Annotated in this window: 22 protein-coding genes; 16 read left to right on the plus strand and 6 right to left on the minus strand. The window is 49.7% G+C overall.

Annotated elements, in window-relative coordinates:
• Positions 1-1513 precede the first annotated feature (1513 nt).
• Together EAO80_RS03630 and EAO80_RS19970 are read left to right on the plus strand one after the other, a co-directional pair.
• A complete protein-coding gene (locus EAO80_RS03630) occupies positions 1514-1882 on the plus strand; it encodes a hypothetical protein (RefSeq protein ID WP_122088580.1) in 369 nt (122 codons plus the stop codon).
• Between the two features lie 84 nt (positions 1883-1966).
• On the plus strand, positions 1967-2233 hold the full coding sequence (locus EAO80_RS19970; protein WP_211330625.1) for a hypothetical protein: 267 nt from the start codon (positions 1967-1969) through the stop codon (positions 2231-2233).
• Positions 2234-2370: 137 nt separating this feature from the next.
• Here the strand turns inward: EAO80_RS19970 and EAO80_RS19405 are convergent, their stop codons facing one another.
• A complete protein-coding gene (locus EAO80_RS19405; RefSeq protein WP_162993850.1) occupies positions 2371-2676 on the minus strand; it encodes a hypothetical protein in 306 nt (101 codons plus the stop codon).
• 343 nt (positions 2677-3019) lie between these two features.
• Between EAO80_RS19405 and EAO80_RS03640 the strand changes: the two genes are divergently transcribed.
• The 5 genes from EAO80_RS03640 to EAO80_RS03660 all read left to right on the plus strand — a co-directional run bounded on the left by EAO80_RS03640 (position 3020) and on the right by EAO80_RS03660 (position 7445).
• Positions 3020-3445 (plus strand): DUF5518 domain-containing protein, encoded by a 426-nt coding sequence (locus EAO80_RS03640; protein WP_122088582.1) that lies wholly within the window; start codon positions 3020-3022, stop codon positions 3443-3445.
• Positions 3446-3597: 152 nt separating this feature from the next.
• On the plus strand, positions 3598-3873 hold the full coding sequence (locus EAO80_RS03645) for a hypothetical protein (RefSeq protein WP_162993851.1): 276 nt from the start codon (positions 3598-3600) through the stop codon (positions 3871-3873).
• Between the two features lie 199 nt (positions 3874-4072).
• Positions 4073-4450, plus strand: coding sequence for a hypothetical protein (locus tag EAO80_RS19410; protein WP_162993852.1), 378 nt, complete (start codon positions 4073-4075; stop codon positions 4448-4450).
• Positions 4451-6114: 1664 nt separating this feature from the next.
• Positions 6115-6825 (plus strand): CPBP family intramembrane glutamic endopeptidase, encoded by a 711-nt coding sequence (locus tag EAO80_RS03655; RefSeq protein WP_245998425.1) that lies wholly within the window; start codon positions 6115-6117, stop codon positions 6823-6825.
• A gap of 257 nt (positions 6826-7082) precedes the next feature.
• Positions 7083-7445, plus strand: a complete 363-nt coding sequence (locus EAO80_RS03660) for a hypothetical protein (RefSeq protein ID WP_211330626.1) — start codon at positions 7083-7085, stop codon at positions 7443-7445.
• A 267-nt stretch (positions 7446-7712) separates the two neighbouring features.
• On the opposite strand, the gene EAO80_RS03665 is transcribed toward EAO80_RS03660, so the two are convergent.
• A complete protein-coding gene (locus tag EAO80_RS03665) occupies positions 7713-8402 on the minus strand; it encodes a CPBP family intramembrane glutamic endopeptidase (RefSeq protein WP_162993853.1) in 690 nt (229 codons plus the stop codon).
• An 897-nt stretch (positions 8403-9299) separates the two neighbouring features.
• On the opposite strand from EAO80_RS03665, the gene EAO80_RS20995 reads away from it, so the two are divergent.
• From EAO80_RS20995 to EAO80_RS03685, 4 genes are all read left to right on the plus strand, one after another.
• Positions 9300-9551, plus strand: a complete 252-nt coding sequence (locus EAO80_RS20995; protein WP_449404314.1) for a DUF7521 family protein — start codon at positions 9300-9302, stop codon at positions 9549-9551.
• Between the two features lie 811 nt (positions 9552-10362).
• The gene (locus tag EAO80_RS20725; protein WP_162993854.1) at positions 10363-10671 is read left to right on the plus strand and encodes a CPBP family intramembrane glutamic endopeptidase; all 309 of its coding nucleotides are present in this window, start codon (positions 10363-10365) and stop codon (positions 10669-10671) included.
• Positions 10672-11045: 374 nt separating this feature from the next.
• Positions 11046-11483 carry a hypothetical protein gene (locus EAO80_RS03680; protein ID WP_122088590.1) on the plus strand — a complete coding sequence of 146 codons (438 nt, stop codon included), beginning with the start codon at positions 11046-11048 and terminating at the stop codon, positions 11481-11483.
• A 13-nt stretch (positions 11484-11496) separates the two neighbouring features.
• Positions 11497-11706, plus strand: a complete 210-nt coding sequence (locus EAO80_RS03685; RefSeq protein ID WP_122088591.1) for a helix-turn-helix transcriptional regulator — start codon at positions 11497-11499, stop codon at positions 11704-11706.
• 103 nt (positions 11707-11809) lie between these two features.
• Here the strand turns inward: EAO80_RS03685 and EAO80_RS03690 are convergent, their stop codons facing one another.
• Complete coding sequence (locus tag EAO80_RS03690; protein ID WP_245998426.1) at positions 11810-12448, minus strand: CPBP family intramembrane glutamic endopeptidase; 639 nt, start codon at positions 12446-12448, stop codon at positions 11810-11812.
• Between the two features lie 305 nt (positions 12449-12753).
• Between EAO80_RS03690 and EAO80_RS03695 the strand changes: the two genes are divergently transcribed.
• The 3 genes from EAO80_RS03695 (at position 12754) to EAO80_RS03705 (ending at position 15876) form a co-directional block, all read left to right on the plus strand.
• Positions 12754-13656, plus strand: a complete 903-nt coding sequence (locus tag EAO80_RS03695; protein WP_122088593.1) for a DUF106 domain-containing protein — start codon at positions 12754-12756, stop codon at positions 13654-13656.
• Positions 13657-14349: 693 nt separating this feature from the next.
• A complete protein-coding gene (locus EAO80_RS03700; RefSeq protein WP_122088594.1) occupies positions 14350-15303 on the plus strand; it encodes a glycerophosphodiester phosphodiesterase in 954 nt (317 codons plus the stop codon).
• Positions 15304-15426: 123 nt separating this feature from the next.
• Positions 15427-15876, plus strand: coding sequence for a GNAT family N-acetyltransferase (locus tag EAO80_RS03705; protein ID WP_122088642.1), 450 nt, complete (start codon positions 15427-15429; stop codon positions 15874-15876).
• 112 nt (positions 15877-15988) lie between these two features.
• Here the strand turns inward: EAO80_RS03705 and EAO80_RS03710 are convergent, their stop codons facing one another.
• Positions 15989-16393: a hypothetical protein gene (locus EAO80_RS03710; RefSeq protein WP_162993855.1), complete on the minus strand. Its 405-nt coding sequence runs from the start codon at positions 16391-16393 to the stop codon at positions 15989-15991.
• Between the two features lie 414 nt (positions 16394-16807).
• Positions 16808-17008 carry a hypothetical protein gene (locus EAO80_RS03715; RefSeq protein ID WP_122088596.1) on the minus strand — a complete coding sequence of 67 codons (201 nt, stop codon included), beginning with the start codon at positions 17006-17008 and terminating at the stop codon, positions 16808-16810.
• 190 nt (positions 17009-17198) lie between these two features.
• Here EAO80_RS03715 and EAO80_RS19420 point away from each other — a divergent pair, with 190 nt between their 5' ends.
• Positions 17199-17402, plus strand: coding sequence for a hypothetical protein (locus EAO80_RS19420; RefSeq protein WP_162993856.1), 204 nt, complete (start codon positions 17199-17201; stop codon positions 17400-17402).
• A gap of 230 nt (positions 17403-17632) precedes the next feature.
• Here the strand turns inward: EAO80_RS19420 and EAO80_RS03720 are convergent, their stop codons facing one another.
• Positions 17633-18331, minus strand: coding sequence for a class I SAM-dependent methyltransferase (locus EAO80_RS03720; RefSeq protein WP_211330627.1), 699 nt, complete (start codon positions 18329-18331; stop codon positions 17633-17635).
• A gap of 594 nt (positions 18332-18925) precedes the next feature.
• Here EAO80_RS03720 and EAO80_RS03725 point away from each other — a divergent pair.
• Positions 18926-19435 (plus strand): hypothetical protein, encoded by a 510-nt coding sequence (locus EAO80_RS03725; RefSeq protein WP_122088598.1) that lies wholly within the window; start codon positions 18926-18928, stop codon positions 19433-19435.

Raw genomic sequence — 19435 nt, forward strand, 5'->3', positions numbered from 1 at the left:
GATACAGCTGTAATAGATACTCTGTATCTTGCACGCCGCTCTACCAAGATACGGAGAGATCAAGACCGATACCGGTACGTGTATTCCCTGTATGTAGCGCTGAGTGCCGTCTTCATTTCCCGGCTAGAATGGATGAAGCACCTGGTACGTAGGACTGCTTATTGACCAAAGAATATATGACACCATTAAAATAATAATTTCCTATGCATTCGTCTCGATTCGTCACCCTCTGTTTCATTTATAGTGGTGTGCTGTTAGTGGTAATGCAGGTGGGGATATACAGCCCTGACCTGACAGTGGCTACCATCGGGAACGCCGGTGCCGGTCTCTGTATCTTGTTTTTGGGAGTGTATAGACTGTATTCGGAAGAAGAAGAGAAGATACCTGAAGAGTATGGCCTATTTACCTATGTAGTGACAGCTCTCGCAGTTCTGATTACGCTCTTGTTTCTGACTAGCCTATCGCTATTCTGACAGTGAAGACTGTTGTAGAGTCAACTAATAACCGGTACTGAACGGCAACTACACGTGCTTACTTATCATTAACGCCAGACAAAGAAAGCCGAGATAGCCAAACCGAACCCAATTCCTACCCCACTTATAATAGACTGTCGAAGCGGGACATCTGATATGACCTGAGTAATGAGAAGCGTTATTGAAATCCCAACAACAAAATACAGGGATGCTCTCTTAACGTTCTCTCTATCCATCTCAAATAACATATTGGGGTTCGGCCATATTATCATTTGGATTCAGTGTGCATGTCTGTGGTACGGGGTGATCTGTGCTTCACCTGTACTTACCGAAGGTAGTCACCACATCGAGGCGGGTTCTCACCATCTGGTTTGGAGTGAAACAACCGCTCAGTAGGTGTGCGAACTGAGTAATAAACAGCTATTGTACAAGCGGGAGAACTCCAGTCCCCCCAGTATTAGTGGATGGTCGTCTATTGCGAATATGATGGACGACAACCCTCAAATCACGGAACTGGACAACGAGACGGTAGAACACTTGTTCAGAGAGCCAGACAGACCACATACTATACGCATCTCGTTGAGTTTCTCTCGAAAAGGTTGGGAGAGAAAATTCCAAAGAACCATACACAGGCATTTGAGCGGGAGGATGGGCATCAGGTGATAGCCATTACTGATAGTACAGATCAAGCCAGTCTCCCACGTGTTGGTATCACATTTGTCTTTGACGGAGAGGACGTGACCCACGCAGTTGCTGAAGTGAATTATAATGCTGAAATCAAATAAAAAACAGAAACTGATTTATCCAGACGAATTCACACCTGACTCCGGAACAGTGTCTGAAAACTCAAGCACTATTAACACCCGTAAGTTCGAGAAGGTGACTGTCCACGAAATCGAATATCAGTGATCTCTACTTCATCTGTATGTAGTGGTTGTGCTGTCTTCATTTCCCGGTCAGAATGGATGAAGCGCCTGGTACGTAGCAGTGCAAATCTAACGAACCATCAACGTTTTACATTTACTTAGGAATCTACAAATATGAATAGAAACAGAAATCTCCTGGTAGCCGTCATCTGTGGTCTACTAGTGGGTCTCGGCGTATACTGGTTTCTCGTCCCTGACTGGTTCGTTGCGGCGGGGATAGCGGCGATTTACAGTGGAGCGAGCTACTTCTACTTCTCATTTGATATTTCTCTCTTTAGTAGTGATATTCAGTTTGATAATCGAGTAGACAGATTCGGCTATGCTATTGGCCTGTTCGGTTTATCTGTGAGCGCAGTGGCGCTCGCACAGTACTACGGGCAACAAGGCACTACAACGCTTCCATTTGTTATTTTGTTTATCGGAGTGATCGCATTTCTACTATTCATTTCGAAAGCCCAACAACAGACTGAATATAGCCACTGATACACCCGATTAAGCATGGTCAATAGGATATCTTACTGAGTATACTGAGTAGCAAAGTAATAGAGTGGGACGAAGCCTGGGACCATGAAGGGATACACGATGGGTCCAGTAATAGCTGACTCCGTTCTGGCTATCCCGACAATTCCCACCATCGTGACAATAAAGTATCCAACACACGCCGCAAGAATGCCGTTCACCAGTCCGAAAAACCAGAAAACGGCTGCGAGAGCAAGTATACCAATCTGCCCCCATGCCCCGAAACAAGATAACGTGGTAGGTTCAACGTTCATGCTTGTATTCATTATCTACGGCGATGGTTACTGTTCCGGATTTATCACATGTACGCAGTGATTGGTGCCATCTTCATTTCCTAGTCAGGATAGATGAAGTACCTATTACGTAGGACTGCATACTGAACACGGAATTCTGGTCGGAGCTACCTGCAAAGAAGAACACTGATTCGCTCTGTAGACCTTTTCCTGAATGAATCATCCAGACGTGATGAACCCCATTGAAAAGACAATAACGATCATAATAAGCGCGCTTCCCCCAAGCACTTGACCGATTCGCAGATATCGTTGAGTATTCTGATATACTCTTCCAGTAATAACACCAAAAGAGATGATAAGAATACCTAGGCAAACTGCAGTCACTAAACTAATCCACAGGACGATCTGTATATCTTGGAGATTCGGATCTAAGAACCAATGAATATACAAGGTGTGAATAGCCCAGACTACGGCAAATATCCCTGCTGCTACTTCCCACTTTGAGCGAGGATTGAACCAAGTCATACTAGAAACTACTTTTTACAAGCAAAAAATATTTCGTACAAAGCTCTATTGTACCTCCTTCAAGAGTTCGGAAACCGGAGAACCAACAAGAATCTCCTAATCAAAACACTACAACCTCCGAGCGCCCTCGTCACTACTGGTAACGGCTACTACACACTACTCCTCAGTATCATCGTCATTCTCTTCGTCCGCAGACTGTATCTACTACCGATCGGCACTCCAGTATCTTTCCGACGACCTCACACGAAACGGCTGGTAAATGGTTCGTGCGTAGTTATTAGAACCATCATCGTCTAGCTCTGCGAAATCTATATGTCTTCTTAGGAGACACATTGAATCGAATATGGTCTTGCCTCCCCCTATTCGCATTCTCCCTACAGCATGGCGATTCGCGCTCATTGGTGCTTTAGCCTCGCTACCTGTCACTGTCGTTCTAAACTGGCTGCCGAACTCAGAGGCGACCCCCGGTGGTGGTATCATGATAGTCGGGGCATTCATCGCTGGGGCCATTGCCACGATCTGCTCAACAGATCCGGATGCTGCCGGACTCCGTGCTGGTTTTCTTGCTGGCGTCCTTGAATTGCTCACGTTCATCGTATCAGTAGGCACGCCGGCGGCATGGTCGCTGTCCAGAGTCGTCTTCTTCGTCTTCGCCAGTGGGGTAGTCATATGCGTCGCCCCATTGTTCGGACGAGGATCCGGTCGTGTCGGTGGTTGGGTGGCAGATAGTGTTGTCTCACGATGGCAGGCCAGCCCGAACGCGTCGTAATATTTCTCCGATAAATATTAGACAGATTGCCTGTATAGGGCGGTTAGGTCCGTCTTCATTTCTCGGCTCGACTGGATAAAACGCCTGTTACGTAGGACTACGTATTCATCAGTCGTTTAAGATTAATAAAGAAGGGGACCAAAGATGTACATATGCCCTCAAAGAAGACAATCGGTATCGCACCACTGGTGACAGGGATTTTTCTTGCGAGTCAATCGTTTGGCCAGATCCTCGACACAGGCCTCTCGTTGTGGGCGGGCATTAGTTTCACCGGCGGGTTCAGCGCGATACTCGTAGGAGCTGGGATTCTCTTGCAGTGGGGAGGATTCGACACTGAATCTGAAGAGACATCCGGCCGTTTGACGACGATGCTTCTTGGGATTGCATTGGTCAGCTTCGTCGTTGGGGCTGCTGTGGCTATCATATAGTTAGTTTCTCGTCCGAGAGATCTATCCTCTGTATGTAGCGAGGTGCTGTTTTCAATTCCTGGATAGAATGGATGAAGCACCTGTTACGTAGCAGTCCGAATATATTGTGTCGGAATTACAGTATTCGGCACTGCAATTCTATAATGAAGAGATATCAAATCGCATAAAGAATTTTGTGAGCGGGAATTCAAGCGAAAATATGAGACACACTAAAGCTCTCTTGGCTGGTTCGATCCTTGGGTTTTGTCCGGTGGCCATTCTCTATACCGGCGGATTTTGGGATCCACTTCTCTCAGTATTTATTTGGGCGTCGTTCTCAACCATCGGTTATCTTCTCGTTCGTCGCAAGGATGAGATACAAAATTCAAACCCCTGGTGGAGCGTGCTCCACGTGTTTCTTGTCGTGGGAGGGGCATTTCTCGGGGCTCATACAGAGCTCCCATATCCAGAAGATCTTGCGATCGCCCTCTCGTTTCTCATTCTCGGGGTTGGGTGGGCAAGTATGCTGATTGGAATTCAAATGAGGCATGAAATGAGTGAAACAAGAACGGAATCATCCACGCTAACAGCAGACTAGGTCAAAGATATCGTACTGGTCACGGAAATTGAAATTGAAATTGTGAGTAGGGTGGTAGAGAAACCAGGAATTAATTAACCAAGTCCACTAGGCTACTGACTCTGAGCTGTGGTATCGAAGAACGACACGAGGAGTTTGAGAAAAATCAAAGCAGCGAGAGTAAGGAGCCCACCGGTTGCGAAGCTGTAGAGCGGTGTACGGACAAATGCGAATATCACCGTTATTGTCCCTATCACTGCTGCGAACGCGATGATCGTGGTTAAACGGCCTGCTACTCCAATGCTTTTGAACCATGTTCCGATTCGTTGTCCACTATCTGAGGCTGCGCCGGGACCAGTTGCTAGCCCGAATGCCGCGGAGCCACCAATGAACCACAACCATGAAATTTTGTCGTCAGCCGCGAGATTGAAGAGTGCTTCCGCGCCAATTGATACCGCTAGCGCAATTTCCCATCGACTCGGTTTCGTGCTGAGTGACCATGACATACTGTGGCTATTTCTCTATATTTCAGAAATTATATTAAAGAATTTTGTGTGTTACAGCCCCTATCAGGCAAATAATCAGAGTACGAGACCCGATACATGCAGGGTCTGTATGTAGTGGTTGGGTCCATCTTCATTTCCCAACTGGAATGGATGAAGCACCTGGTACGTAGGACTGCGAGTCTAACGCAGTGATCTGAGCCGATTCCAGCCTGCAATCAGGGGAAGAATTGCTTATAGGGCAAGATGAGGCCTCTTGTCAATCGTAGCGGGGTTTATGTTTGTAACCTATCTCAGTGAGTCGTCCCCTGGCTGAGAGTGAGTTCTACTCCACCACGCACCGAAGTAGAGTACTGCAACGACTCCCCATCCGGCTGCAATGAGTGTGTTACCCTCAATTAGAGCCACCAAAATGAGAAGTATAGAACCAAGCAACCATCCAAGATGAAATCGGCGTCCAGGTAAGTCCATAGGTAGAACCGTTTCGTATTGCTCATAGTTCACATTTCAGTTACTATAACCGTGGTGTTGTTTCTAATCAATATACGCTCTGTATGTAGCGGTTAGTGCCGTATTCATTTCCAGACAGGATGGATGAAGCACCTGGTACGTAGCAGTGGGAATCTATTGAATACGTGGCCGACAAATCTCGGAACAGAGGCTATATTTTGAAAATAGTTATAGTAGAATGATTAAATGAAAATATATGGCTACTGAATCAGACCCCGCACCGATTAGCGTCCAAAATATACTCCAAGAAGGAGGCCGAATCGCCCTAATCTTCCTATTCTGGGGCATACTCGCTGCGGTCGCACGCTACGGTATCGCGAACATTGGACTTGCCCGCCCTGGAAATTTCTTCTTCGAGGTGGGCTATCATCTCGCTCTCTTATTCGTGCTCACGGGGTTCACCAGTACTCTCATCTATGCCATCGCTCGCGGTATCCAACTCTCACGTCACTAATCGGCGTTTTCATCCTATCGATGGATACACGCTCTATATATAGTGACCTCCTGTTTCCAGTTCTGTATTTGATCCGTTCTTGAACGGTTGTATTTCTTCGAACTTATGTGATTGTATGTCGCTCTCAAACAACAGAGAAAAAGGTACAGTAGTTCTCAAACCCAATAATGAGGTCCCGTACAACGGATCTGACTCTCCAGAACTCTGCTAGCACGCTTGTGACCGTCCTCCTCATCGCAATTGGGGGGTTCCTTCTCGGCGCAGTACTAACCTCTGTTGGCACCGGTATTCTCAGTATCTTCGGGGTTAACGTGCTCGAACAACCGAGCCTACGGATCGTCATCAGTGCTCTTGCACTCCAAGGTCTTGGCTTTGGTTCGGTCGCAGTATTCTACCTACTAACCCACAACAAGGGGGTCGATTTTCTCATGCTATCGATGCCCGACTTCCGGGACTTACTTGCGATCGTCGGTGGAGTAGTCTCGTTGTTCGTTGTGCTAGTCGGAGTTTATCTCGTCCAGACGACGTTTGGTATTCAGTCAGCTGATCACGGTCTTGTTAAACGTGGCATGCAGAGTCCTGAAATCCTCCTCATACTCGTTCCATTGTCGATTCTACTTGTCGGCCCTGGTGAGGAGCTCCTCTTTCGTGGTGTTATTCAGCAGTTACTCCGATTCCGTTTTGGAGCTATTATTGGTATCACTATCGCAAGTGTGATCTTTTCAGTCGCTCATGTCGGATCACTCAGTGGCGAAGGACTAATCCCGTCGCTCGTTACCTATTTTCTTTTGAGTGTTATTCTTGGAGTGAGCTACGAGTATAGCGAAAACCTCATTGTCCCCTCACTGATCCATGGGTTATTCAATGCGGCTCAATTCCTTATCGTCTACGTGAGGGCAACGGGCAATCTTCCAATAAGTGTCATCTGAAACAGTATAGTCGGTGCGCCACAGGATTTTTCGAACGTTGTTCTAGCTGACTCGGCTTGCGGTAGACTGACAAAAGAGCATGTGAGTGCCCGTCCCGGTCATGACCTGGGCAACTGACTGAGTGTTAATCCAATGAGTATACGGTCTGCTGTCGCTCTCATTGCTGGTTTCCAGTGCGTACCATCGTAGACAAGCAAAAATACATATGATAATCAAACAAACCAACCACCATGTCGACCCTTAGCAATCTACGGTCATTGCTGACCACCAGCCGATCAATCGAACTCGGTCAGCTCATGGGATGGGCAAGCATCCTAATGAGTCTCTGGATAGTGCTCAACCTAACAACCGATGGAATCTGGATAGTAGGAGCAGTCTTCCCTATAGGAACTCTCGCATTTGCATTGGGTATGGCTACTAGACAAAGGGCATACATCTTCCTAACACTAATCATTATCAGCCTACTGCTCATCTGTGGAATGGTAGCACTCGACTATCCAGAAGGTTTCAGCCTTGCTCTTCTCATTATCGCTGGTGGCTTCATCAATGTGCTAGTCTTTCTTCTTGGATATACTTACCCAGATACACAATACCAGCAGACCGAAGCAGAGGAAGGCTAAAATTCACTGGGTTAGCTTTCTATTCTATCGTCGTCATGCTGTTTTATACTACAGTGGCTTTCACCTGTCTGGCAAGGCAGACATCTCATGCTTGCGGTGGCACTACTGTCCTGAGCGAGCGAGGAACCCCCGTCTCGGAGCCGACCAACGGGAGGCAAGAATACGGCGTTACTTGCTCGCGAGCAAGGGTTCCGGTCGTGAGCTGTGGCACGTCTCATAAGTATGACTGTATATGTGCTTTCTGCGTGGACAGTACTATTGAGCAACTCACTCCAGTTGCTTGACTACGATAGCAATGAGACTAGCCGGCAGGTTTCCTGTTATGTGTGCCGCAGTACTTGCGCAGGTTCCTAATCGGTGACGAACGAGACCGAAAATCGAACCCAGCCCAAATAGCATCGTAATCCGGTTAAGAGAGCGATCGACGATAGCATGTTTAAGACTGAATGATAGACTGGTGAGAACGATCCCAGTTGTCGTACCGAACCGTTCGACGAAGGCCGTCTGAATAATTCCGCGCCAAACAAATTCCTCAACGATAGGTACGATAATCCCGTTTACAACAACCAGTAAGGAAGCAGCGGTGGTTGAGGTATCCTGCGTGACTATTTCGGTATTTTCTATACTTCCAAATAGAAGACGGTCGATTTGTGTCGTTATACTTAGGGAGGCTAGCCCGGCAACACCGGCAATAATCCCACCGCCGATAGCTCGAGGCGTCCATTGGTAACCTCGGTACTCCTGCTCAAATCCCATTTGGTTCCCAATTCGGGCGATAACCCATCCCAGTAGAGGTATTGTTGCAAGTGAGACGAGCATGTCTCCGGTGAGGTCCTCGTCGAATTTTCTTATCCGGGATACAAGGATCCGGCGCGTGATAACCTCAACTGACGTCCAGAGACCTACGCCAAGTAAGACAAGAAGAAGTGGACGGCGCTTCCCGCGGGTGTCATTCATATCGGCAAGAAAATTGGTTGAGATATTAACCTTTCCCTGTAGTCGATTTAGAACTCGATTGTCGAGGAATGGTCGAATATAGCGCATGTGTAGGCTGTGGCGGTGCCTGTCCTGGGTATCCAGGGCCGTGTGCTGTATGCTTGTTGACGCTCTGTAGTCGTGCTTTCAATAGTTGCTGTGACGACTACGGACCGGCGTGCGTCGACTGCGCTACGACACTATGAATCGGTAAGGTGGATTTACATCCACCTAACTACAATAGCACTATAGTATTAGAATATGGAGCTCAAAGAGAATTTGTTTCATGAGTCTCAAAGGGGTAAATTGCCGCTATTCTGGATTTTTATAGGATCTATCCTTACCGTTGTTGCACTCGCCGGATTTTTTATACAGGATTGGACGATAGTCGAGTTATCCGAACTATTACTCGGCCCGCTTATCTTCTTACTGATCGGCGCAGCGGAATTCGTCCCACGTGACAAAATCAAAATCGCCGCAGCCCTGCGACTGGGCTCTTTCTGCTGTATCCTAGCAGTTGGTCTACTAGTCCTCCGAGACGTTTTCGTATGATCAGGGCCGACGTTCCGTCTCAGTCCTCGCTCGTCGTGATATCCGCCGACAGCATCCGAGTCCTCTCGATGTCCCGGGAGTTGTTCAGCGTGAAGGCGGTGCACTCGGTGATGGCCTTAAGAGCCACCGAATTAGGTTACTCGTCCACACGGACTACCTAACAGCTGCTTCATCCCTGTTAGTTGGAAACTGAAGGTGGCACCAACCGTTACATACAGGGGAGGAATTTAGCACAGCGCAATCTATATCGGAGTAGCTGGAGGGGCGATTCTGTTATTCGCACCGCTGCTTCTCGCCGATGCTGGGACGGTATCTCAGCAGGTCGCAATAACTCTTGCAAACGGTGCGACAGCCGCTCTTGAGGCGTTTATTACGACTCAGGCCTACCGTGGCTATCATCGGTACAACAACCGTGCAATGTTATTGCTCGCTGTTGGAATCAGATTGTTAACTATCGGTTCCTTCGTTGTTCTTAACATTCCGCCATCGAAGTTCACTGACGCTCTCCGGATTGGGGCTGTCTTAACCGTCGAACTTGCTGGACTGCTATCAATTGTAGTATCGTTCCGTGTCGAGTGAAGCCTCAAAACCATTCTATCGGCACCGTTGAAACCTCCTACAAATGACCAGTCTGGAGTATTAGCGCTACATACACGGCAAAAATGTGTCTTATCCTGTCTGTAAGAGTAGACGGCTGCATCGAGGGTAGTAGGAGCAAAAGTCCGCCAATAATAAACAGGAGCTGGCACTACCGGGTAGCCATAGTAGTGAAAAGATAATATTTCACACATACGAGCCGAGGTGTATCAGTCCGACCGTTGGGATACCGACAAAGTAAGACTAGACGATGACAGAGACAGTGTTCATCGGAGGAGATCTTCTTCACGAACGTCGCTATTCCATTGGGTTACCCCTACTCCTACTCTTGTGTCGTTTATTTTTTACAACTCTGGTTTGACGAGTAACGCATGTCATTGGTAACCATCATCCTTGATGCACGTTTCAGTGACAAGACATCAACGCTCCGGGAACAACTCATCGCAATCGGTGAAGGGCTTACCCTTACTGTTACGAGTGTATTCACGAGAATACTCGCCGTTTTTGGAATTTCGATCGCCATCAACGCTGCTGGCATTCCCTCAACAGATGCCGTTCAATTACTCCGGTCGGCGTCGCACTCGCTTATCTCGCGGTCCGCACCACTCGCCGTCACGAGATCCAATTCGGGATCCCGTCGTCCCGCGGTATCGCCTGGATTATCGCCATCCCTCTGTTAACCGCCGGAAGTGGCTATATTCTCGAGCCACTTCTTACGGTCGTCGGGATTGGGCCACCTGCCTCAATCAGATCAAGCGCCGTCGACGGATTCACGACCCGACCCCTCCTCTGGGTGGTTGTCCTCATTGGCTGGTTTGGCGTCGCTGCACCCGCAGAAGAACTGCTGTTCCGCGGTATCATCCAGGGACGACTTCGAGAGACCTTTTCTCCGTTCTCGGGAATCTTACTCGCTGCCGTGTGTTTTGCGTTAATGCACGTCCCCGTCGCAGCACTGTCGGCCGGCATGACGCCTGCGAGCAGTTTCGTCGAGACACTCGTGAGTGGCGCCATCTTTGGCCTTGCATATGAATGCACAGGTAATCTCCTCGTTCCATCTATCGCTCACGCAGGCCTCTGGACGGCAGGATTACTGGTTCTGTGAGAAATACTGCTTTGTTGTATACCTTGCTCATCCTCCACCTCTACTTCCCAAACAGCAAGTGGTCTTCTCGTGCGTCGGTATAACGACTGTCCCGAGCGAGCGAGGAATCCCCGTCTCGGAGCTGACTGAAGGGAGGTGAGAATACGGCGTTTCTTGCTCGTGAGTGAGGGTTTCAGGAGTTAGCTGTGGCGCGTATCAGAAATCAGTTCGTATTTGGAGGACCGATAGATCTGGGTGAGTTAGTGATCGGGGGCATTTACCCGGATTTATCGAAACTAGTATCGCATCCGGTCAGAGCATATGGTAGAGCATCACGTTTATATAAATGTAAAGTATACTTTACTGTAAAGGGTGTTATACACCCCGCGATCACAATGAGCGAAGAACTCACCGCAAAACAACGAGTCGAAAAGCGCGAGCAGTACAGGGACTGGATCAATAAATCGGTCGGAGCTGGCGTCGCAAGCTTCTTTATTGCGACTGCAGCCTGGATACTTACCGACGAACCGCTGGTGCTTTTTGCCGGCTTGGGGCTTTACTGGCTTGGGTGTCTCGGGATGGGCATTGGATACTGGTACTCACCAGTTTCGGTCAGAGATGAACTTGAACAGCGGATGGAGCGGGAAGCGAGTCAAACAATGTTTGCGTTCGTCGCAGTCGTGGCGATAATCGGTCTTCCAGCAGATGTCGTGCTTAGCACGACTGGTGTCTATACTGCCCCCGCCGCTATCCGGGGTGCGATCTGGGGATACCTTCTGTTGATCTTCATCTTTGGAGCCGTTCATTGGCGTGTGACCCGACAATACAGATGAGCGTGGAGTGGTCATGAAAACCAATATTACTGCCTACCGTGAACGCGAAGGGTTGAGTCAAGGGGAACTCGCGACAGCCGTTGGCGTTTCGCGACAGACGATAAATGCGATCGAACGAGATCGGTACAATCCGTCATTAGAGTTGGCGTTCAAACTTGCGGCCTACTTTGAGTGTCCGATCGAGGCCTTGTTTGAGCCCAATATCGAACCAGTTGGAGAGTGACCGAATGTACCGCGACGTTTCTGGGAAGCCTTCCACCCAGCGGGCTGTATCACGATCACTTCCCTATTCCCACATTTCAACGAATTTGAATAGATCGACCAAATCAAAAGGCCGTAAAGTAGGTTGTGAGAAACAGTGTTGCATTGTAGAGCCCATGAGCCAGTATCGGCAGAGACAGATTGTTGAACCATTCATAAAGGGCACCCATTACTAAACCGAGTGAAAACGGCGCAATACTCAACAAGACGATAGCTCCGACTCCGCCAGTGTATCCGATTGCATGTGGAAGAACAAACAGGAGGGAAGCAATAACGATTGCAGCGGATGCTCCCATGCTTTGTGAGAGTCTGCCCTGAATGACGCCCCGAAAGAGATACTCTTCAGCGGGCCCGATGAGAACCACCGAGAGAACTACCAAGACGAGAACCATCTCCGGGCTCCCCGTGAGCAGCTGTTGATCAACGCGTCCGTATTGAATCCCTGTTGTGGAGCTTACAATCTCGATTATGAGAGGGATGGCAAGCATACCGAGTGCACTCGCTACAATCCAGACAGCCTGGTACTTGGTTGGTATTTTGATTGATATCGTTTCACTGAGCCATCGGCGGGCGTAGATCCAGCCGGTGATAGCGTAGCCTGCTTCTGAGAGGATGAATAGCGCGGTTAACGCGACGATGCTTGTTCCCCCGAGGAGAAGCGCTGGAACTGCGAGGATACCGCCCAAAACCGTCCCACCAACCACCAAAAGAACTCCAACTATAATAGCGCGAAGACGACCAGTCCAACTATCTGGTGAACGTGAGTCTGGTCGTTCGCTTGATTGCTGAACTGTGGACATACGATCTACTCAACAAATCACTTAGATATAACTACCGGTGTATTTTGGATTGGTTTGGCCAGATTGCTCTGTGTAAAACGGATTTGGGGACGGACACAAGTGCTACGATTGAGTTTGTCCCACTAGATAATACCGGACTGTATATGATCATTCAGCATCCTTAAAGAGTCAAACATAGATTTTTATATTATACTGACTACATCAGATTGATGGACGATAGCGCTCTCAACTCACTCATCGAGGATGAAGCTAGTCGCCGGGCGCTAGCAAAAGTCCTTACGTACGCGGAAAACGGCGATGGAACCGTGACGTACGCTGCAGTGAATGACGTCATCGAAGCGGAAACGTGGGGACGTCTACTCAAAACCGGCGCGCTCATCCCTGTCGATAGCGTCTTTGTCATTGACGATCCACCAGCCGTTCGAGATGCTCTCGAGAAAGCGAATATCGAGGCCCCGGCCGGCAGCGATCAGACTAGCACAAGAACCGACGAATCGGCGTGGCGCCCGGTCGATAAACTTGCTGGCGTTGGCGCCCTGACGCTCGTCGCCGGCTATCAGGTTCCGGCTATCAAATCAGTGATCGTCGGGCCGATGGATTTCGTTCTCGGTCCACTTGCCGGTCTGCTACCATTTCCGCTGTTAGTCATTGTTCTCGCAACAGTGGTTGCACTGGTCTCAACGGGAATCCGTCGTCAGCTTCTCGATCAAGAGCAAATGGACGCACAAAAAGAGCGGTTACAGCAGGTCCAAGACCGGCTTAGTGTAGCAAGACAGCGTGGAGATGACGCTGCTGTTGAGCGCCTCACTGATCGTCAGCAGGACCTGATGCGCGACCAGCTTGGACTCATGAAGAATACATTCCGGCCACTAGTGTGGACGATGTTTGTCACAGTTCCGGTGTTTCTTTGGCTCTCGTGGTTTGTGATGAATCCCGCTGGCGCCATTGTCACAGCTGCGCCAGTGATTCCGGTAATCGACCAGATTGTCTGGAGTGCGCGGTTAGTTGGGCCGATGCAGATGTGGATGGTGTGGTACTTCATGAGTTCACTTGCTTCTAATTTACTCGTCAAACGAACGACTAGTCGATGGTTCGATTCTACCCCAGCATAGCACTCTCAGTGTTAATTGATTTCTAGCTATTAGGTATCGTCTGAACGATCTAGAGATGGGAGTTTAGTGCGTAAGCCCGGTACCGAACTCGCTGTGAAGTATAATTTCTGGATCTCATCAAATAAACCCATCACAGGATACACTCTTAGATGAGCAGTATTGGACTATCACCCGTCGCTCCCAAGTAAATAATAAGAAATTGGACCGCATTGAATAACCCATGGATCATTGAGGGGACGGAACAACAGCACGACCGTAGACGCGATCGCGGAAGTGGGGGAGTTCGGTGACTGGTGGTCGAAATCCTCCTACCAGTGGCTGCGGTTGGGAGTGCGGCCGGGTTGGGCTTTGTCGCAAAGTGTAAAGTGTTCCCGCCTATGCCAAAGCCCGACGATGACCATCGAGGCAACCGTAACTGCCACCACCGCGGAAGCTGGCGAATGGACGAAGAATGGCTGCATGCGCTCGAAAACGGCGATATCTCGGAAGTTGATTGCTCGGGGCGCGTCCTCGATACCCTCGAGGAACTGAATTACTGAGGAGGGATCGACACCGATCGACGTCCGCCTTCGGGTGCGTCTCCAGCGTTCGCAACGCTCATTCCGACCTCTATATATCCAACTATACCATAATTATTCTAATATTGCCCTATTAGTTACTTAGACGGTTCGAAGGCGGATCGGTCCACATGCGATGAAGGACACAACATCAACGGGCGTGGATCGGCGAACGTTCATCAAAAGTACAGGAGCAGCGATCGGGGTTTCGGCGCTTGGAAGCACTGCGGTCAGTGCGAGCAATTCCGACGCAGCCAACGACGAGGGTTCGAATGAGCCGCCAGCAATGATTGCTCATCGAGGCTACGCGGGTCGATACCCCGAGAACACGCTCCGAGCGGTCGAGGCAGCCTCGGAGACGGCCGCCATGATTGAAATCGACATCGTCCCCACCGCCGACGGGGAGGTGGTAGTCTTTCACGACGACAGGCTGAGTGGGCGCGATGGCGGTACGAAGGGGCTTACCGACGTCGAGGGGTATGTCTGGGAACAACCTTGGGAGGTCGTCCGTGAGGCGGAGGTCCTCGAAAGCGGCGAGACGGTGCCCTCGCTTGCGGCGGTACTCGATGCGATTCCCGACGAAGTGGGCATCAACATCGAGTTCAAGAACCCCGGATCGACCGAGATCCGGACGGGGGAGAAGCTCTGTGCGTCGGACCTCGAGATCCAGAAGGACCTCTGGCGACCGATGGCCGAGCGGGCGCTCGACCTGGCCGGGGCGGTCGACAACGAGGTCCTCGTCTCCTCGTTTGCTGAGGCGGCGCTCGCGGTCACTCGCGAGATCGACCCGAGCGTACCGGTCGCCTTCCTGTTCTGGGATTCAATCGAGCCGGGTCTCGAGATCACCGAAGCGTACGACTGCGAGGCGCTGCACCCGCCGTGGAACCTCGTCAAGGGCACGCCGTTTTACGGCGACGACTACAGTGCCCCGGGGCCGTATGACTCCGATGTCGATCTGATTGACTGGGCCCACGATCGCGACATGGACGTCCACGTATACACCATCCAGTCATGGTATCCGGCCAGCCAACTGGCCGACGCGGGCGTCGACGGTCTCATCACCGACTTCCCGAACCTGCTCGAGGAGTGATCACTTGGGGTCGTCGAGGAACTCTTCGGCGTGGCCCTCGGGCGAGACACCCTGTTACGGAGAGGAGCTTACCGCGCACTTCTCCGAAGATTAATTATCTGGCCCAGATTTGAACAGGATAGAGTGACCATCTCCATCGACTCCTTCTCGCGTGACAATTTGGATGAAGGTGTCCGATTGTATCATACCGTATTCAACGAACCGCCCTGGAACGATGAATGGACGGTCGAAACAGCTCGTAGACGACTATCGCAAATCATCGAGACACCGGGATATCGAGGGTACAGCGCCTCTTTCAGAGGGGAACTTGTTGGGTTGGTAATGGGGAATCTCGAGCAATGGTACAGAGGGAAGCGCTTCTATTTAAAGGAGATGTGTGTCTGTCCGTCCCAACAACGACGCGGTATCGGCACGACACTGATGGAGCATCTCGTCGAAAAGTTACGAAATGAGAGTGTCGAACGGGTTTATCTACTTACAATGCAGGAAAGCCCTGCACGCGCGTTTTACGAGAAAAACGGGTTCCATCTTAATGAGCAGATGGGGATGCAATCCCTCCAGATAGAACCATAATCAATACGTGGGCACCTGTATCTGGCAGTTGGTTGTATCACCAGTTCCCAGCTAGAAGAGATAAGGCACCTGTTACGTAGCGATGCGAATGTATCGAGAAGTAAATGTGTACTTAGCCGGGGGCAGGTACTCGGTAGCGGTGATAGAGCAGTTGCATCACAGGCATTGTCCATGTAAATGCGAGTACAAACTGAAGCATCGTCCCAAGATACTGCCGGGGGACAATAAGCCAGACAGCAATAGTTGCCACACAGATCCAGACGAGCGTGATGACCGTCGCCGTCACATTGTTAATGTTCCGTAAATCAACGTCGGCTAGTCCGATAGTCGCTATGATTCCGAGAAACACGCCCAAACCAATTGCTGCTATCGTCGCCTCCAGTGAGACGATTTGACGGGCAGGCTCTATAAAGAATATCCATGGAGTCCCTACGAGGGCAATCAAGAACAACCGTAGGGCTCGCGCCCGTCCATCAACACCGAGTAACGGATGTTCTTCAGTGGAGGTTTGATTCATGAAAGAAATGTAGAAGGATGCGAATATATAGATTTTGTTCCACAGAATGCGCTGTAATGTTCGTACTCTGTATGTAGGGGTTGGTGCCGTCTTCAGTTCCCGGTCAGAATAGATGAAACAGCTGTTACATAGAGCGAGCATATCCTTCGTTTCTAATTAATAACGGGATTGATAGAGTTCCCAGCCAGAAATAAGAATTACGAGTAACCACGCAACAGACGAAATCACTCCAAGGGTTCCCCCTTCCCCAATAAGTACCCGATAGACCTGTATCGACCCTGCTATACACGCTGCGATAACAATGAACCACCATCGACGCTGAGAGATTGAATCAGACATTTTTATTTTGTTGTTATTTAACACGTTTTAGAAATACTCGCTGACTCAATGCACGACTAAGCCATGAAGTGAGGATTAAAGCCATCGACGGGCAATTTCATATGAAATTGCTATAGGAATGAGAACCCAAAAGAGAACAAACCCAATCGTTTCTGTGGAGGGGGCTGATTCTACTAACGCACTATAAAAGAACAGGGCACCTGTGGCAATCACCCCAACAATTGCTGCGATATAATCCGGATCACGCCATGAAGTTGGGAAACCATCAGCAGGCATACATATCTATTAATTTGCGATTCATTTAATCCTTGATGTAGCGGCTAGTTCTAGTTTCATTTCCCGGTCAGAATAGATGAAGTACCCAGAGTATCCAAAGTGATAGGATGTAAATATATTATCTCTCGGGCTCTAATAGTTGAATATTTACTGTACAAAGGTTAATCAATAAAGAGTGAAAATAGTTAATATGGAACAGAAGAAAGGAATTGCTATCGCACCGCTGATTTTTGGAATCATTTTCATTGGTCAATCTCTACGTCAACTTGTGGAGACTGGATTCTCACTGTTACCAGCTATTATTCTTATTAGCGGAGTTAGCGCTGTTCTCGTCGGCGTTGGCATTATTTTTGGTTGGGGAGATTTTGGAACAGGAGAAATCGAATCAAACTAGTCCAGAGTAATCCCACCATCAGGCGGCCATCTCGTGCTTACGGTGGCACTACTGTCCCGAGCGAGTGAGGAACCCCCGTCTCGGAGCCGACCAACGGGAGGCGAGAATACGGCGTTACTTGCTCACGAGTGAGGGTTCCAGTAGTGAGCGTGGCACGTATCAGAGGTTAGTTTACACCTGTTGATTATACGTGGAGGATCGAGAGATACAGAGGATCAATTGAACGAACGCTATGACTTTTCCAGTATTGCCCTCCATTGCACATCGCTATAGTTCACCTCGGCTACTTCCCACGGTGTCCCGATTGTCGCCTGTCGAAGCTGATTTATGCTGAATAAGCGGAACAACAGGGTTTCTCCTACTTCGCCCTGATATTCCATATGGTAGACGCGGTACGCAAGTCCGGGCATGGGGTCGTTACGGAAGGCGAACACTTCTTCTGTGGACTCGTTCTCTGGAGCATAGTTATCAAGAATTGCTGTTGCATTGGGAGTGGTCACGAACGCGAGATCGTCAAGAAATTGGCGAACGCCTGCCATTGACCCGGCCAGCCCAACCTGTGTCCCGACAGCATGCGCCGACCGGAATCGGTCACGGTCGAAGTGACTGCGGAGTGTGAACATATTGGCCAATCGAACATCGCGTACTCCTCGGTCGCGCATCACTTCCACAAGGTGTTCACTCACCTCAATAGCGATTGACTCAAATTGTTCTTGATAATAGAGGGTATCCCTCCCTGCACCAGCACCCATATCGAGCAATGGACCCTTCATCCACGCATCCCGCCAAGCGCCTTCGCTATGTTCTCCGAAATACCACTGTTCTATGGAGTGTTCTTGAGTCTCGCTCCCATCTCGATCAATGAGGGGCTTATCCTGTTTCCCGAGGTAGTGATCGCGTATAGCACGACCGTACGGGTCATTAGACATTATAGCGTGCTATTCCATCTCAATTATAATAAAATTGTAATGAAGGATGGTACCGAGTTTCGTGGTCATTTGATTGTTCGTTGCACTCTCCAGACCGACCAATTCGGCAGTGGTGTGCGTTGCTATGAGATACGCACTCTATTCAGTACAACCTGTGAATGTATCCAGTTGCGGACAAACTCCCGGGCGTTACATTCGCACGTTCTATGTATCAGTAAGGTTGCCGAAGTTTGACGTGAAACCAAGTCAGTCAAATCAGTCTCTGGGTTCCTTCCTTGTGCAACAATCGTCCTTGTGAGAAAAAAGAGTGTGTTGCACAAGGTGAGACGAATCAAAAATATCGGATAAGAAGATACGTCCGGTATGCCCACGTTCTCAGACCGGCCGGGTATGCCCACGTTTTTATCGCACTCAATGGGTAAAATACTAGAATACTGACCACAGTAGGGCTACTGTGTACCACAGTAGACGAAATCAGCAGACGGCAGCGGTATGTGGCCTTGGCCACATCAGGTCTTTAACCTGCCTTACTCTCAAATCACCCACCAAACAGCGCAGCTCCGCCCCGCCAGCATACCCCACCGAGGACAAGCTATGACCGACAACAATGACAGTGGACGGACAAAACGGGTCACGTTCTACGTCTCGGAATCCGAACAAAACGCGCTCAAACGCGAAGCCGAAGAACAGGACAAATCATTGAGTGCCTACTGTCTCCAGCTTATCAGACGCCAGCGCCAGCTCGATGCTGAAGACCAACTCGCCGAGGACCTCAACGTCGAACAGCGCCTCGAAGAGATTACCCAGCGAGCCATCGACCGGATCGACGACTCAGTTGAAGACGTTGAGGAAACGACCGATGCACTTCGCGACCTCCACGCCAGAGCCGGGAACTACCCCCTGGTGAACTTCCGACTGCTCATGCGCCAACACAAGCCGCCCAAAGCGTGGGTGGACGAACAGTTCAAGTGGTCCCGAAATAGGCTCCGCGAACCACTCGCCGAACACGACCCCGTCGACGGCCTCATGACCGACGATAGTAGTAACGACACGGATGACGGCGACGACTCGGGGAAGGTCGACGATATTGACGAACTACTCTAA

It is taken from the genome of Halalkalicoccus subterraneus (assembly GCF_003697815.1).
GTDB classification, from domain to species: Archaea; Halobacteriota; Halobacteria; order Halobacteriales; family Halalkalicoccaceae; genus Halalkalicoccus; species Halalkalicoccus subterraneus.